The organism is Streptomyces sp. NPDC006552, assembly GCF_040611655.1.
Taxonomy (GTDB): Bacteria; Actinomycetota; Actinomycetes; order Streptomycetales; family Streptomycetaceae; genus Streptomyces.
On record NZ_JBEXOS010000115.1, the window covers coordinates 1 to 13,257 of the forward strand.

Genomic DNA, 13,257 nt, shown 5'->3' on the forward strand with positions numbered 1-13,257 from the left:
TCGACGGTCAGGTCATCGGCGAAGTGCCGGTCGCCAGTGGCGTCGGGCACGTACTTCACAGTGACAACGATCCTCAAGCTCACGCCGGCTCTCCTCGGTCACGGTGTCCTCGGATCCTTCGGAGCGTCCTCGGACTGGCTACGCCCGCCAACGTATGGCACTCAGTTCCCTCTGTAAAGGTACGTAGTGCCAAAGAGGCTCGCGCAGTGTTACGTTCCCGGCATGAGCGAGGCGCGCGAGAGCGGCGGGGCACCGAAGAAGGCACCCATGCGGGAGGTGCTGGCCGAGGCGGCGTTCCAGCTGTTCCTGGAGCGCGGGTTCGAGCGGACCACCGTGGACGACATCGTGGCGCGGGCGGGCGTCGGGCGGCGTTCGTTCTTCCGGTACTTCCCGTCCAAGGAGGACGCGGTCTTCCCGGACCACGAGAGCTGTCTGGCCGACATGACCGCGTTCCTCGGCGCCGCGAGCGACGAGCGGGACGCCGTAGACGTCGTCTGCGACGGCGCGCGGATCGTCCTGCGGCTGTATGCCGCGAACCCCGAATTCTCCGTCCAGCGCTACCGGTTGACCCGTGAGGTGCCCGGCCTGCGGACCTATGAGCTGTCCGTCGTGCGGCGCTACGAGCGGACGCTCGCCGGGTATCTGCGCCGGCGCTGGGACGGCGCCGCGGACGGTGCCCTGCGCGCCGAGGTCGTGGCGGCGTCGGTGGTCGCGGCGCACAACAACGGGCTGCGTACGTGGCTGCGGTCCGGCGGCACGGGCGACGCCGAGGTGGCCGTGGACCACGCGCTCGAACTCGTCCGGCACGTGTGGGGCGAGACGAACGGCGCCGCCTCCGCGGGTCCGGACGAGGACGTCGTCGTCATGGTCGCTTCCAAGGGGGCCCCGATGTGGCGCGTCCTCCAGCAGGTCGAGTCCGCGCTGAGGAACGATTGAAATCACCCGGAGGCACCTCGCGTGGGGTACTCGGTGTCTTTACGCTCGGCACTCGGTGTCATACGCTGCCGGAGCGTCGCGGCGGCAGCCCGGCGCGCGGCGGACGAGCGCGGGGAGACCGAGTGATGTCAGCGATATCCGGGATGTCCAGGAGCGGTACGGGCGTCATGGCGCCGGCGGCGGAGACCGGTACGGGCTTCGCGCACCAGCGCTGCCGGTGGTGCGGGACCGCCTCCTTCCGGCGACTGCTCTGTCCGGTCTGCGCCTCCAGCGACCTGACGACGCAGCACAGCGCGGGCCCCGGCATCGTGGTGCAGTCCCGCGTCGTGCACCGCGGCACCGGGGTGGCCCGCAACGAGTCGCTGGTCCGCTTCCCGGAGGACTTCGTCGTGCCCTGCCGGATCGTGGGCACGGCCCCGCACATGGTGTGGGTGGGGGCCACCGTGCGCCCCGCCCGGAGCGCGGGCGCCGGTGCCGACGCCGACTCGGGAGAGGTCGTCTTCGAGCTGTGCGACCACGCCGGGGACGGCGACCCGCGCTGACGCCCGGAGCGTGCGCCGCCCCGGCGGGGCGGTGAGCCCTCAGGCCCCGGCCGCCTCCCGGTCGATCTGCGCGAATTGTGCGGCCATCGCCGTGGCCAGCGCCTGCGCCGCCGACAGCGGCCGGACCATCACCATGAAGTCGTCGATCAGGCCGTCCTCGTCGACGTGCAGGAAGTCGCAACCGGTGATCTCCCGGTCGCCGACCCGCGCCTCGAAGACCAGCGCGTGATCGCGGCCGCCGGCGCTGTCGATCTCGCGTACATAGCGGAAGTCCTCGAAGACCCGGAAGGCGGCGCGCAGGATCGCCGCGGTGATCGCCTTGCCCGGGTACGGCTTGAACACGACCGGGCTCGTGAACCGCACGTTCTCCGCCAGCAGTTCCTCGACCCCCGCCAGATCGCCCTTCTCCACCGCGGCGCGGAAGGGATGCATGGACGTCACCTCGTTCTCTATAGTCAACTTTTTGAATAGGTGTGGAGGAGAATAATCGCCGCGCGATAGGGTGTCCATATGTCTCTCAAGTACGCCGTGCTGGCCGCCCTGTTGGAGGGCGAGGCGTCCGGGTACGACCTGGCGAAGATCTTCGACGTCTCGGTGTCGAACTTCTGGGCCGCGACACCGCAGCAGCTCTACCGCGAGCTCGACCGGCTGGCCGCCGGGGGACTGGTCGACGCGCGCGTCGTGCCGCAGGAGCGCCGGCCGAACAAGCGGATGTTCACGCTCTCCGCGGCGGGCCGCGCCGACCTCGCCGCGTTCACGGCGAGGCAGCCGAAGCCGATGGCGATGCGCGACGAGCTGATGGTGCAGGTGCAGGCTGTCGACGTGGGCGCACTCGGGGCGGTGCGCGAGCACGTCGAGGAGCGCATGGCCTGGGCGCACGGCAAGCTCGCCCGCTACGAGCGGGTGCGCCGGCATCTGCTCGGGGGGCTCGGTGAGGACGAGTTCCTCGCCGAGGGGGAGCGGGTCGGCCCGTACCTCACCCTGCTGGGCGGCATCGCGCTGGAGGAGGAGTACCTGCGCTGGGGGCGTCGCGTCCTGGACGTCCTGGAGCGCCGCGCCGCCCGCGCGGCGCACGCTCCGGGCGACTGCGGTCAGGCGTCCGGCTCCGACAAGGGCTCCGGCTCCGTCCGCGGTCCGGTGAGCTGAAGCCCGTTCTCCCAGATCTTGTTGAGCGTCGTCACCAGCCGCTCGTACGGGATGTGCTGACCGAGCACGAACACCAGGTACGCCATGCGGCTCACCATCACCGACAGGGCGTGCGCCGTCACCAGCGGATCGAGGCTCGGGTCCGCCGCGCCGCTCTCCTGGAGGGAGCGGATCAGCTTGGCGTTGCGCCGCGCGAACGCGTTCCCGCGCTCGATCCGGAGCTTCCTGAACTCCTCGTCGACCTGGGCGACCTGCTCGAAGAGGGCCATCAGCCGCGCGTTCTTCTTGTACGCGCGCAGGTACTCGCGGTTCGAGGCGTCGATGAGCCGGCGCGGGTCGGTGATCCCGGTGCGCTCGCGCAGATGCGGGTGGAGCATCTCCTCCTGCACCTGCGCGACCAGCGCCCGGAAGATCTCTTCCTTGCCCGTGAAGTACGTGTAGAACGAGCCCGACGCCACATGCGCGGCCCGGGAGATGTCCGTGATCCGGGCGTCGAGGTACCCGTCCCGCTCGAAGACCTCGCGGGCCGCGGCGATCAGGGCGTCGCGCGTCCTGAGCCCGCGTGCGCTGCGGGGGGTGAACGGGGTCTTCGGGCCGCCGTCGGCGGCCGCGGCCTGAGCGGTCACATCGGTCCCTTCGCCATGGTTCGCGCAAAGGTGCGCTCGGCGTCGTCCCCGCGGGGGCGGGCGGGGGTGAGCGGGGACGAGTCGGCACGAGGGTACACGCCGGCCCCCGCCGGAAGCCGAACCCGAATCCGGATTCATGTCTTGAACCTGAATCCGGATTCAAGTAGCGTCCCGAGCGCGTTCCCCGGCGTGGGGGAGAAGAGGAGGAGCCGGATGCCCAACGATGACGCGGCGGCCGGGGCCCCCGTGCGCCGCGCGGTCCTCTTCGACTTCGGCGGCGTCCTCACCACGAGCGTCATCGCCGCCTTCACCCGGCTCGACCACGCCCTCGGCGCCGAGCCCGGACAGGTGCTGCGGCTGCTGTCGAAGGACGCGCGGAGCAGCGCGCTGCTCGTGGCGCACGAGGAAGGGCGCATCGGGGAGCGGGAGTTCGAGCACGGCTTCGCGGCGCGGCTGCGCGCGCACGGCATCGAGGCCGAGGACGCGCAGGGCCGGCCGCGCCTGCTCAGCCGCCTCCAGGCCGGGCTGCGGCCCGACGCCGACACGATCGCGCTGGTGGCGAGGCTCCGGTCCGACGGGTACCGCGTCGGCCTGCTCTCCAACTCCCTCGGCGACGACTGCTACGCCGGCTTCGACCTGCCGGCCCTCTTCGACGCGGTGACCGTCTCCGGCGAGATCGGGGTGCGCAAACCCTCGCAGCGCGCCTACGCCCTCGCCTGTGAGCGGCTCGGCGCCCGGCCAGAGGAGACCGTCATGGTCGACGACCTCGAACAGAACATCACCGCGGCGGCCCGGCTCGGCATCGCCGGCGTCCTGCACCACGACGCGCGGACCACCGCGGCGGCGCTCGCCCGCCTGCTCGGCCCCGCCGACCCCCACTGACCGGAGGAGACCCGTGTACGAGCCGTCCGACAGGGCCAAGGAGTACCAGGAGAGGCTGCTCGCCTTCATGGACGAGCACGTCTATCCGGCCGAGCCGGTCTACGCCGCGCAACTGGCCGAGGCGGGCGACCCGCACGGTCATCCGCCGGTCATCGAGGAGTTGAAGGCCGAGGCGAAGAGGCGCGGCCTGTGGAACCTCTTCCACCCGCACCCCGAGTGGGGCCCCGGGCTGACCAACCTGGAGTACGCGCCGCTCGCCGAGATCATGGGCCGCAGCGCCCACTTGGCCCCGGAGGCGACCAACTGCAACGCGCCCGACACCGGGAACATGGAAGTGCTCACGCTCTTCGGCACCGAGGAACACAAGGAGAGGTGGCTGAAGCCGCTCCTCGACGGGAAGATCGCGTCGGCTTTCGCCATGACCGAGCCCGCGGTGGCCAGTTCGGACGCGAGCAACATCCAGCTGCGGATGGAACGCGACGGCGACGACTACCTCCTCAACGGCCGCAAATGGTGGACGTCGAACGCCCTGCACCCGCACTGCGAGGTCCTCATCGTCATGGGCAAGACCGATCCCGACGGCCCCGCCTTCCGGCAGCAGTCGATGATGGTCGTGCCGCTCGCCACTCCCGGCGTCACCGTCCTGCGCGGCCTGCCCGTCTTCGGCTACCAGGACCGCGAGGGCCACGCCGAGGTGCTCTTCGAGAACGTACGGGTCCCGCGCACCGCCCTGCTGGCCGGTGAGGGTGACGGCTTCATGATCAGTCAGGCACGGCTCGGACCCGGCCGCATCCACCACTGCATGCGCTCCCTCGGCATGGCCGAGCGCGCTCTGGACCTGATGATCGACCGGGCGCAGGCGCGGACCACGTTCGGCGCACCGCTCTCCGAGCGCGCCAACATCCAGGACTGGATCGCGGAGGCCCGCATCGAGATCGACATGGCGCGCCTGCTCACCCTCAAGGCCGCGTACTTGATGGACACCGTCGGCAACAAGCAGGCCCGGACCGAGATCGCCGCCATCAAGGTGGCCGCCCCGAACGTCGCCCTGAAGGTCGTCGACCGGGCGATCCAGGTGCACGGCGGCGCGGGCGTCAGCGACGACTTCCCCCTCGCGAGCATGTACGCGCACCTGCGCACCCTGCGCCTGGCCGACGGCCCCGACGAGGTGCACAAGCGGACCATCGCCCGGCGCGAGCTGCGCCGCCGCGAGAGCGCACGGGAGCGCTGACCGCCGCGTCCCCGGGGCCGCGATGACGGACGGCGACACCGCCGTCCACGGCGGGACGTGCGGGCCGCCGGGGGCGGTCCTCCAGATGAAGTGTGCGCGAGGACAAGGGGTATGACCGCGGCCCAGCGCGCCATGACCGAACTCGGGACATGGCCGGACCTGGCAAGTGGCCCGCCCCGGTGCTCGGTCGGGCACGCCTTCGGGGCGGCGGGCCATGAACTCGTTCACTTCGAGGAACACGACGCGCACGCCTCCCCGTCGCGGCCCTGCGACTGGGAGCGCCCGCGCGCCTCCTGAACCGGCCGCCGATATCGCCCTGGGCGAAGCGGCGTTGACTCGCGCGCTGCCCGTCGTAGCCTGGGGCGATGAGCAGCCACGAGACGTCCGGGCCCCGGTTCGCCACCGCGCAGGAGCCGCTGTGGCGGCACGTCGTCGGGGACGTGCTGCGGCGCCGCCGACGGGCCCAGGGCCGGACCTTGCAGGACGTGGCCGATGTCGCGGGGATCTCGATGCCCTACCTCTCCGAGGTGGAGCGCGGCCGCAAGGAGGCCTCCTCGGAGATGCTCGCCGCCGCGGCCGGTGCGCTCGGGCTCGGCCTGAGCGACGTACTGGCGCTGGCGCAGGGCGAGTTGGCGCGGGCGGCCCGGCTCCGCAGGCCGCTCTCCGTCACCGCGGTCACCACACTCGGGGCGGGCGGGGGCGGCGCACAGGGACGCGGCACGGTGTGCCTGGCCGCCTAGCACGGGGCCGGGGCCGGGGGTTCAGCTGTCGTCCAGATCGAGGTGGCGCGCGAGTACCGGGACGTGGCTGTGCTCGATGTCCTTCACCGAAGTGACCAGTGTGACGGGCCCCCGCCGGGCCAGGGCGCGTACGTGGGCGACGAGGCGGGCCCGGTCCGGCGCGGCCAGCTCCGCGTCGTAGCGCTGGGTGAACGCCACGAAGCGCCCCTCGCGGTCCTCGTGGTACCAGGAGCGCAGCTCCCTGGAGGGCGCGATCTCCCTGAGCCACTCGTCGACGGCGGCCCGCTCCTTGGAGATGCCGCGCGGCCACAGGCGGTCGACCAGCAGACGGGTGCCGTCGGCCGGGGTGGGCGGGTCGTAGACACGCCGGGCCGGGAACCGTCCCGGTACCGCGTTGGCGCTCATGAGCCCATTGTGCTGCTCCACGTCCCTTTGCGGTGGCGGGAAGGCGCGGATACGGGCGCGGACGGTACCGGGGGACCGCGGGCCTTACCGCCCCCGGCGGGGAGTCCGGGCTGCCGTACGTGTCACCCGTTCGGGCTAATCCCGCTGGCGGGCGCCGACGCCCGGAGCGAACAGTCGGACATGACCCACGCACCGTTCGAACCCCAGAGTCCGCACCGGAGCACCGAGCAGCAGGAAGAGGCGCCGCGCCGCGTCGAGGGGCCGCTCGGCAGACTCGCCGACGCTGCCTGGCAGGCGGTGCTGCTCGCCGGTGTCGCCGCACTGATCCTCGGTGTGCTCGTCCTTGTCTGGCCGGGCGCCTCGCTGTGGGCGGCCGGCGTCCTGTTCGGCCTCTACCTCGTGATCAGCGGCGCTTTCCAGCTGGTCACGGCGGTCGGCACGCACGTGACGACGGGGCTGCGGGTGATGGCGTTCATCAGCGGCACCGTCTCGATCCTGCTCGGTCTGTTCTGCTTCCGCGGCTCGATGCAGTCGATCCTGCTGCTCGCCCTGTGGATCGGCATCGGCTGGCTGTTCCGCGGCATCACCCAGACCGCCGCGGCCGCGTCCGATCCGGCGATGCCCGCGCGCGGGTGGCAGATCTTCCTCGGGATCGTCAGCGCCATGGCCGGCATCGTGCTCGTCGTCTCGCCGTTCGAGTCGGTCGCCGTCCTCACCCTCGTCGGCGGCTGCTGGCTGGTGGCCCTGGGCGTCGTGGAGATCGTCGAGGCGTTCCTGCTGCGCAGCCGGGGCAAGAAGCTGACCCACGGCGGTTGAGCCCTGCGCGACGGTGCCCCGCGCTCCCGAGGAGCGCGGGGCACCGTGCTGTCTTCGGATCTCCGGCTCGCGGCGGAGGGCCGGATCAGACGCCGACGGCCTCCTCCAGCTCTTCCTCGACCGGCTCGTCCGGGTCGGCCGTCCCGTGCACACCGTCGTCCCCGGCCGGCGGGCCGGCCGGGGCGAGGGCGCGGCGCCGACGGCGTTCGGCCGCCGCCGCGACCGCGAGCGCGACCGCGCCCACCGCGAGCCACGCCACCAGCGTCCACACGTAGCGGCCCAGGTCGTAGTGGTCGAAGTAGAGCAGGCTGCGGGCGCCTTCGACGAAGCCGGCGCCGTTCCAGAAGGCGTGCAGGCTGCCGAAGAACCCGTTCTGCAGTTCGGGGCGGAAGACTCCGCCGGAACTGGTGAAGTTGAGCATGACGAAGAGCACCATCACGGCGAGCGTCGTCCACCGCTTCAGGAACGTGTGCAGGCCGACGCCGATGAACAGGATGCCCGCGGAGTACACCCACGCCAGGCCCCACACGCCCCACAGGCCGCTGTGCGCGAGGTGGAAGACCGGCCCCGCGAACGCCGCGCCGAGCAGGCCGACCACGGCGGAGACACCGACCGCGAGCAGCGCCCGCACCCGCATCCGCAGCGCGGCGCCCGCCCCGCCCAGCACCGCCACCGACGCGTACGAGCCGATGCTCACCGCGACCAGCAGGAAGAACAGCCCCTGGCCCGTCGGGTCGTCGGAGACGGTCGGCGCCACGTCGGTCACCTTGAGCGGCTCGCCCCGCTCCGCGGCGACCGGCGTGAAGATCTTCTGTACGACGGAGACGGTGGTGTCCGAGCCCGCCGAGGCCACGATCAGCTCCGGCGGCTCGGCGCCGAGCACGTACGCGCCGTCGATCTGCCGGGTCCTGAGCTGGTCGACGGCGGCGGCGCGGGCATCGAGGGTCCGTACGTCGAGGGCGTCGCCCGCCTTGTCCTTGACGGTCTGCGCGAAGACCTGCGCCTCGGGACCGGAGCCGACGACGGCGACCGGCAGGTGGTGCGGCTCGGGGGCGGCGAAGGCGCCCAGGTAGGCGAGGCCCATGCCCACGCACATCAGGAGCGGGGTGAGCAGGTGGGTCAGGACGTGGCGCAGCGCCTGCGGGTGCGTGCCACCCGCCGCCGCCCCGGATACGGCACCGGCGGCCGGGGACCGGTGGGCTCTGTGGTCGGCGGGCATGGGCAGGACCTCCGGGGATCGTTCGGTGCGGTTGGCGTATACAACTCTTAACCAAGTTGTACTCTACAACCACATGGGCGGTCCCTGGTGTCCGGCGCGTGTGAGCGTCGACACCCGCGCGCCGGGGAGAGGTCAGACCGGCCGGGGCAGGACGGGGTCCGGCAGGCCGCCCGGCGGGGGAGCGGCGTCGCCCTCGCCGCCGTCGCTCTCGTACGTGCGCAGGCGCTCGCGCAGGGCGCGCAGGCGCAGACTCGTCTCGTACAGGTAGCGGACCTTCGTCCGCAGCACCCACGGCTCGACGGGCTTGACGACGTAGTCGGCGACGCCGAGTTCGAAGGCCCGGAACGCGAGTGCGGGGTCCTGCCCCGCGCCGGTGATCATCATGATCGGGATGTCGTGGGTCTGCTCCAGGCGCGCCATGTAGTGCGCCACCTCGAACCCGCTGACATCCGGCATCAGCACATCCAGGAGAACCACCGCCACGCCGCCGCGCAGGACGGTCTTGAGTGCCTCGTCACCCGAGTTCGCCCGGTCGACCGGGTAACCGAGCGGCGCGAGCGCGCTCTCCATCGCGAAGAGGGTGTCCTCGCGGTCGTCGACGACCAGGATCCTGGGCCGTGCAGCGGTGGGCATCGCCGTGCGCCTCCCCATGTCGGCATCGCCAGCATATGCCGGAACGGGGGCGGCGGAAGGGGGCCTCAATCCTCCCCGCGCACCAGATTCCAGTCGGGGTCCCGCTCGGCCGCGCGGTCGGTCTCGTCGTGTCCGTCGCGGCGGGCCGGGCGGCAGGTGCGCACGCGGCCCCTGACCTCGCGATCGGTCTCCGCCGGGTGCGGAGCGGGCGGCCGGATATCCATATTCGATCTCTCCTTCGACAATTACGGGCTGATTCGGCTCAGATTCGGCTCAGGGAGGGCTATGTAGCGGCCGGTCAAACGGTCAGACGTGCTCCACGAGCGGTCAGGAAGGTGCAAGTGGTGGCAGTGGGCCGGGTGAACGCTCAGCTGTCCGCGTCGGCGCGCCATGCCGGGTGCCCGTCGGCAGGATCGGAACCGGCCCTTGCGGCAACGATCCGCTCAGTGCGCCTTGGGCTTCGCGAGCCGGCCGGTGCTGCGCAGGCAGAACGGGTGCCCGGCCGGATCGGCGTACAGGCGGGACGTGGTGCGGCCCTGGCTGTCGCGCGTCTCCAGCGGCCGGGCGCCGAGGCCGACGATCTGCCGCTCCACCTCGTCCAGGTGCTCGGCCGCCACGAGCAGATCCAGATGGGCCTGCTGCGAGTCGTCGGGGCGGGGCCAGCTGGCCGGGGCGGTGTTGAGATCGCGGCGGAACGCCAGGCGGGTGCCGCCGGCCCCGACGAGTTCGATCCGGTTGCCACCGTCGGGCGGCTGGATCTCCCCGTCGAGCAGGTCGCGGTAGAACTCGGAGAGTTCCTCCGGCTCGGCACAGTCGAAGACCAGCACGGCCGCTTCCACGTGGCTCATCGAACCTCCCCTGCCGGCCGGTACGGCCGGCGTTCATCTGGCTGCGCTAGTACCCGCGTTCGGATTTTCGAATCAGCCGGCCGTCACGGTCGGTCGCGTACCGGCCGCGTACGGTGTCAGTCCCGGACCCGCTCCGGTACCTCCACCACGTCCAGGAAGACCTGGTCGGCCTCGGGCCAGCTCTCCTGGATGGCGCCCTTGATGCGCTCGCTGACCAGCTCCAGGCGCTCGCTGTCGATGCCGGGGGTCAGGTCGATACGGGCCGCGACGAGCGTCGAGTCCATGCCGAGGCGCATGGTGTGCAGCGCCGCCACGTAGTCGATCTCCGGCTGCTTCTCCAGGAGTTCGAGGATGTCGTCGCGCAGCTCCGGGTCGACGGCCTCGCCGATCAACTGCTCGCGGGCGCTCTTGCCGAGGCCGAAGGCGACGTAGACGAGGAGCGCGCCGATCGCCAGGGACGCCGAGGCCTCCCAGACCACGTCGCCGGTGATCATGTGCAGCACCATGCCGCCCGCGGCGAGCAGGACGCCGAGCACCGCGGTGCTGTCCTCGGCGAGGACCGTGCGCAGCGCCGGGTCGGAGCCGATGCCCTTGCCGGGCTGGGCCCGGACCTGGAGGACGGCACGGATCAGGGACGCCCCTTCCGCCAGCAGGGCCACGCCGAGCACCACGAGCCCGGCGACGTACCCCGTCGTGGACTCCTGGGTCTCGGGGCCGGTCAGGGCCTCGAACCCCTGGAAGAAGGAGAAGCAGCCGCCCATCACGAAGATTCCGACCGCGGCGAGCAGCGACCAGAAGAACCGTTCCTTGCCGTACCCGAACGGGTGCTGTCGGTCCGCGGGGCGGCGGCTGCGGTGCAGCGCGGCCAGGAGGAACACCTCGTTGAGGCTGTCGGCCACCGAGTGCGCCGCCTCGGACAGCAGGGCGGGCGAGCCGGCGATGAGTCCGCCGACGGCCTTCGCCACGGCGATGAGCAGATTGGCGCTGAGGGCGACCAGAACCGTCAGACGGGTCTTGCGGTCCTCCCGCGTACCGGACTTCTCGGGCTCGGTCACGTGTCAACTCGCTAAGTGGAAGGGGTGGTTCGTCCAGGGCGTCGCGGTGGCGCGGCGAGGCGGACCACGACGGGCGGGGCGCGGTCGCGCTCCGGCACGGATGCCCAGTAACCGGGCCGGGGTCGGGGTAAACCCGATGTTCCTACTGGTGAAGGGGTGAAGGGACTCTCCTGGAGGCTGAAAGGAGCTCTCCCCCGCAAGGGGGCGTACGGGCGTGCGGGGCGCGCCGCATGTGCCCCGGTGCGCCGCCCGCCGCGGAGGAATTGACCCGCTCCGCGCCGTCGGGCCGGTTTGTCCGGCGGAGATGCGGCTACCCGGCAGCCAAGAGGACGTTTCCTGGAGAGGAGCCGGGCCGGTGACCCCCCTGGCGAACCACCCCCACCGCCGCGCCGAGACCACCGAGGCCGCTTCGGTGACCGAACCGCCCAAAGCCACGCTCGTCCAGTTCCTCGAGGTCCGGTTCGCCTGCGCGCAGGCCTGCACCGAGAGCGCCCGCGCCGCCGCCGTGCGCGTGAGCGCCCTCGAACCGGCCCCGGGCATCCCGCCCGTCCACGGCCCCGTCCGCCCCATGTCGGCCTTGGCGGCCGAGGGAGAGGGCCGGCGGCACGGTCTGCGGCGCGCCCTGCTGCTCTGTGTCGAGGTCTGCGACGCGACGTCCCGGCTGCTGTCGGAGGAGGGGCATCAGGACGAGTACGGGCTGCGTCTGCAGGTCGAGTGGTGCCGCGCCGTCGTCCTGGAGTGCGCGCACGCCTGTGACGGCCTCCCGGGCGCCGCGGACTGCGCCGAGCGGTGCCGCGCCTGCGCCCGGGCCTGCACCGACTTCCTGGCGATCCTCGATTAGACGTACGGACCGGACGGGCGCCACCCGCCACCTGTCCGTTCCGTACGTCCGCGGCATTCCCTATTTCTGGAACGAGTTCTACTGTGTGCGCCGTCGAACCCGCGCCGACGCCGCCCAGTCGACCCGCCAGGAGGGGCCGTGCACCTCGCATACACGCCTGAGCAGCAGCAGTTGCGCACCGAGCTGCGTGGCTACTTCGCCGACCTCGTCCCCGACCACGCGTACGCCCGCTGCGAGGACCCGGGGGCCCAGAAGCGCTTCTACCGCGAGACCGTGCGCCGTCTCGGCGCCGACGGCTGGCTCGGGGTCGGCTGGCCGCGGGAGTACGGCGGCCGGGGCCTGAGCCCCATGGAACAGTTCATCTTCTTCGACGAGGCCGCCCAGGCGGGCGTCCCGCTGCCGCTGATGGCGCTGAACACCGTCGGCCCCACGATCATGCAGTTCGGCACGGACGAGCAGAAACGGTTCTTCCTGCCGAAGATCCTCTCCGGCGAGCTGGACTTCGCGATCGGCTACAGCGAGCCGGACGCGGGCACCGACCTCGCGGCCCTGAAGACCCGTGCCGTGCGGGACGGTGACGACTACGTCGTGAACGGCCAGAAGATCTGGACGACCAACGGCGACACGGCCGACTGGGTCTGGCTCGCCGTGCGCACCGACCCCGCCGCCCCGCCGCACAAGGGCATCACGATGCTGCTCGTGCCGACCTCCGACCCCGGCTACTCCTGCACCCTCATCACCACCCTGGCGTCGCACGACACCACGGCCAGCCACTACGAGAACATCCGCGTCCCCCTCTCGCGCCGCGTCGGCGAGGAGAACAAGGGGTGGCGCCTGATCACCAACCAGCTCAACCACGAACGCGTCACGCTCGCCGCCCACGGCACCATGGCGATCCGCGCCCTGCACGACGTGCAGCGCTGGGCCATGGAGACCAAGCTCGCCGACGGCCGTCGCGTCATCGACCTGGGCTGGGTCAGGAAGCGGCTCGCCCAGACCCACACCAAGCTCGACGCGATGAAGCTCCTGAACTGGCAGATGGTCAACGCCCTCCAGGAGGGCACCCTCGCACCGCAGGACGCCTCCGCCGTCAAGGTCTACGGCTCCGAGGCGCGTCGCGAGGCGTACGCCTGGCTGATGGAGGTCCTCGCCGCGGCGGGCGCCCTGAAGGAGGGCAGCGCGGGCGCCGTGCTCCACGGCGAACTGGAGCGCGGCTACCGCTCGGCCGTCATCTTCACGTTCGGCGGCGGCAACAACGAGATCCAGCGCGAGATCATCTCCTGGATCGGGCTGGGGATGCCGCGGGTGGGGGGGGGTGGGGGCGGGGCCACCGCGCC

The 13,257-nt window shown here is 71.9% G+C and carries 18 protein-coding genes and 1 pseudogene; 10 read left to right on the forward strand and 9 right to left on the reverse strand.

The window, feature by feature from the left end; genetic code table 11:
- A pseudogene (locus ABZY33_RS35015) lies at positions 1-83 on the reverse strand (electron transfer flavoprotein subunit beta); the annotation flags it as partial.
- A 139-nt stretch (positions 84-222) separates the two neighbouring features.
- On the opposite strand from ABZY33_RS35015, the gene ABZY33_RS35020 reads away from it, so the two are divergent.
- A complete protein-coding gene (locus tag ABZY33_RS35020) occupies positions 223-936 on the forward strand; it encodes a TetR family transcriptional regulator (RefSeq protein WP_356495762.1) in 714 nt (237 codons plus the stop codon).
- 143 nt (positions 937-1,079) lie between these two features.
- Positions 1,080-1,478, forward strand: coding sequence for a hypothetical protein (locus ABZY33_RS35025; RefSeq protein WP_356495778.1), 399 nt, complete (start codon positions 1,080-1,082; stop codon positions 1,476-1,478).
- 39 nt (positions 1,479-1,517) lie between these two features.
- On the opposite strand, the gene ABZY33_RS35030 is transcribed toward ABZY33_RS35025, so the two are convergent.
- Positions 1,518-1,910: a nuclear transport factor 2 family protein gene (locus ABZY33_RS35030; RefSeq protein ID WP_356495763.1), complete on the reverse strand. Its 393-nt coding sequence runs from the start codon at positions 1,908-1,910 to the stop codon at positions 1,518-1,520.
- A gap of 78 nt (positions 1,911-1,988) precedes the next feature.
- Here ABZY33_RS35030 and ABZY33_RS35035 point away from each other — a divergent pair, with 78 nt between their 5' ends.
- On the forward strand, positions 1,989-2,624 hold the full coding sequence (locus tag ABZY33_RS35035) for a PadR family transcriptional regulator (RefSeq protein WP_356495764.1): 636 nt from the start codon (positions 1,989-1,991) through the stop codon (positions 2,622-2,624).
- On the opposite strand, the gene ABZY33_RS35040 is transcribed toward ABZY33_RS35035, so the two are convergent.
- Positions 2,570-3,250, reverse strand: coding sequence for a TetR/AcrR family transcriptional regulator (locus ABZY33_RS35040; protein ID WP_356495765.1), 681 nt, complete (start codon positions 3,248-3,250; stop codon positions 2,570-2,572). The two genes, ABZY33_RS35035 and ABZY33_RS35040, sit on opposite strands and share 55 nt — an antisense overlap.
- 213 nt (positions 3,251-3,463) lie before the next feature.
- Between ABZY33_RS35040 and ABZY33_RS35045 the strand changes: the two genes are divergently transcribed.
- The 4 genes from ABZY33_RS35045 (at position 3,464) to ABZY33_RS35060 (ending at position 6,103) form a co-directional block, all read left to right on the forward strand.
- Entirely contained in the window at positions 3,464-4,132 is a 669-nt protein-coding gene (locus tag ABZY33_RS35045; protein ID WP_356495766.1) for an HAD family phosphatase, read from the forward strand.
- A 13-nt stretch (positions 4,133-4,145) separates the two neighbouring features.
- Positions 4,146-5,363 (forward strand): acyl-CoA dehydrogenase family protein, encoded by a 1,218-nt coding sequence (locus ABZY33_RS35050; protein ID WP_356495767.1) that lies wholly within the window; start codon positions 4,146-4,148, stop codon positions 5,361-5,363.
- Positions 5,364-5,474: 111 nt separating this feature from the next.
- Positions 5,475-5,660, forward strand: a complete 186-nt coding sequence (locus tag ABZY33_RS35055) for a hypothetical protein (protein ID WP_356495768.1) — start codon at positions 5,475-5,477, stop codon at positions 5,658-5,660.
- A gap of 68 nt (positions 5,661-5,728) precedes the next feature.
- Positions 5,729-6,103: a helix-turn-helix transcriptional regulator gene (locus ABZY33_RS35060; RefSeq protein ID WP_356495769.1), complete on the forward strand. Its 375-nt coding sequence runs from the start codon at positions 5,729-5,731 to the stop codon at positions 6,101-6,103.
- A gap of 21 nt (positions 6,104-6,124) precedes the next feature.
- On the opposite strand, the gene ABZY33_RS35065 is transcribed toward ABZY33_RS35060, so the two are convergent.
- Positions 6,125-6,508, reverse strand: a complete 384-nt coding sequence (locus ABZY33_RS35065) for a DUF488 family protein (RefSeq protein WP_356495770.1) — start codon at positions 6,506-6,508, stop codon at positions 6,125-6,127.
- Positions 6,509-6,688: 180 nt separating this feature from the next.
- On the opposite strand from ABZY33_RS35065, the gene ABZY33_RS35070 reads away from it, so the two are divergent.
- The gene (locus ABZY33_RS35070) at positions 6,689-7,324 is read left to right on the forward strand and encodes an HdeD family acid-resistance protein (protein ID WP_356495771.1); all 636 of its coding nucleotides are present in this window, start codon (positions 6,689-6,691) and stop codon (positions 7,322-7,324) included.
- An 85-nt stretch (positions 7,325-7,409) separates the two neighbouring features.
- Here the strand turns inward: ABZY33_RS35070 and ABZY33_RS35075 are convergent, their stop codons facing one another.
- The 5 genes from ABZY33_RS35075 to ABZY33_RS35095 form a co-directional block, all read right to left on the reverse strand.
- A complete protein-coding gene (locus ABZY33_RS35075) occupies positions 7,410-8,543 on the reverse strand; it encodes a hypothetical protein (RefSeq protein WP_356495772.1) in 1,134 nt (377 codons plus the stop codon).
- 132 nt (positions 8,544-8,675) lie between these two features.
- Positions 8,676-9,176, reverse strand: coding sequence for a response regulator (locus tag ABZY33_RS35080; RefSeq protein ID WP_356495773.1), 501 nt, complete (start codon positions 9,174-9,176; stop codon positions 8,676-8,678).
- 65 nt (positions 9,177-9,241) lie between these two features.
- Positions 9,242-9,400: a hypothetical protein gene (locus ABZY33_RS35085; protein WP_356495774.1), complete on the reverse strand. Its 159-nt coding sequence runs from the start codon at positions 9,398-9,400 to the stop codon at positions 9,242-9,244.
- A 219-nt stretch (positions 9,401-9,619) separates the two neighbouring features.
- Complete coding sequence (locus ABZY33_RS35090; RefSeq protein WP_356495775.1) at positions 9,620-10,024, reverse strand: VOC family protein; 405 nt, start codon at positions 10,022-10,024, stop codon at positions 9,620-9,622.
- A gap of 116 nt (positions 10,025-10,140) precedes the next feature.
- Entirely contained in the window at positions 10,141-11,079 is a 939-nt protein-coding gene (locus ABZY33_RS35095; RefSeq protein ID WP_356495776.1) for a cation diffusion facilitator family transporter, read from the reverse strand.
- Between the two features lie 412 nt (positions 11,080-11,491).
- On the opposite strand from ABZY33_RS35095, the gene ABZY33_RS35100 reads away from it, so the two are divergent.
- Both ABZY33_RS35100 and ABZY33_RS35105 read left to right on the forward strand, forming a co-directional pair.
- Positions 11,492-11,920, forward strand: a complete 429-nt coding sequence (locus ABZY33_RS35100) for a ferredoxin (protein ID WP_356495779.1) — start codon at positions 11,492-11,494, stop codon at positions 11,918-11,920.
- A 138-nt stretch (positions 11,921-12,058) separates the two neighbouring features.
- Positions 12,059-13,257, forward strand: a 1,199-nt coding sequence (locus ABZY33_RS35105; RefSeq protein WP_356495777.1) for an acyl-CoA dehydrogenase family protein, incomplete at its 3' end; no start/stop codon positions are given.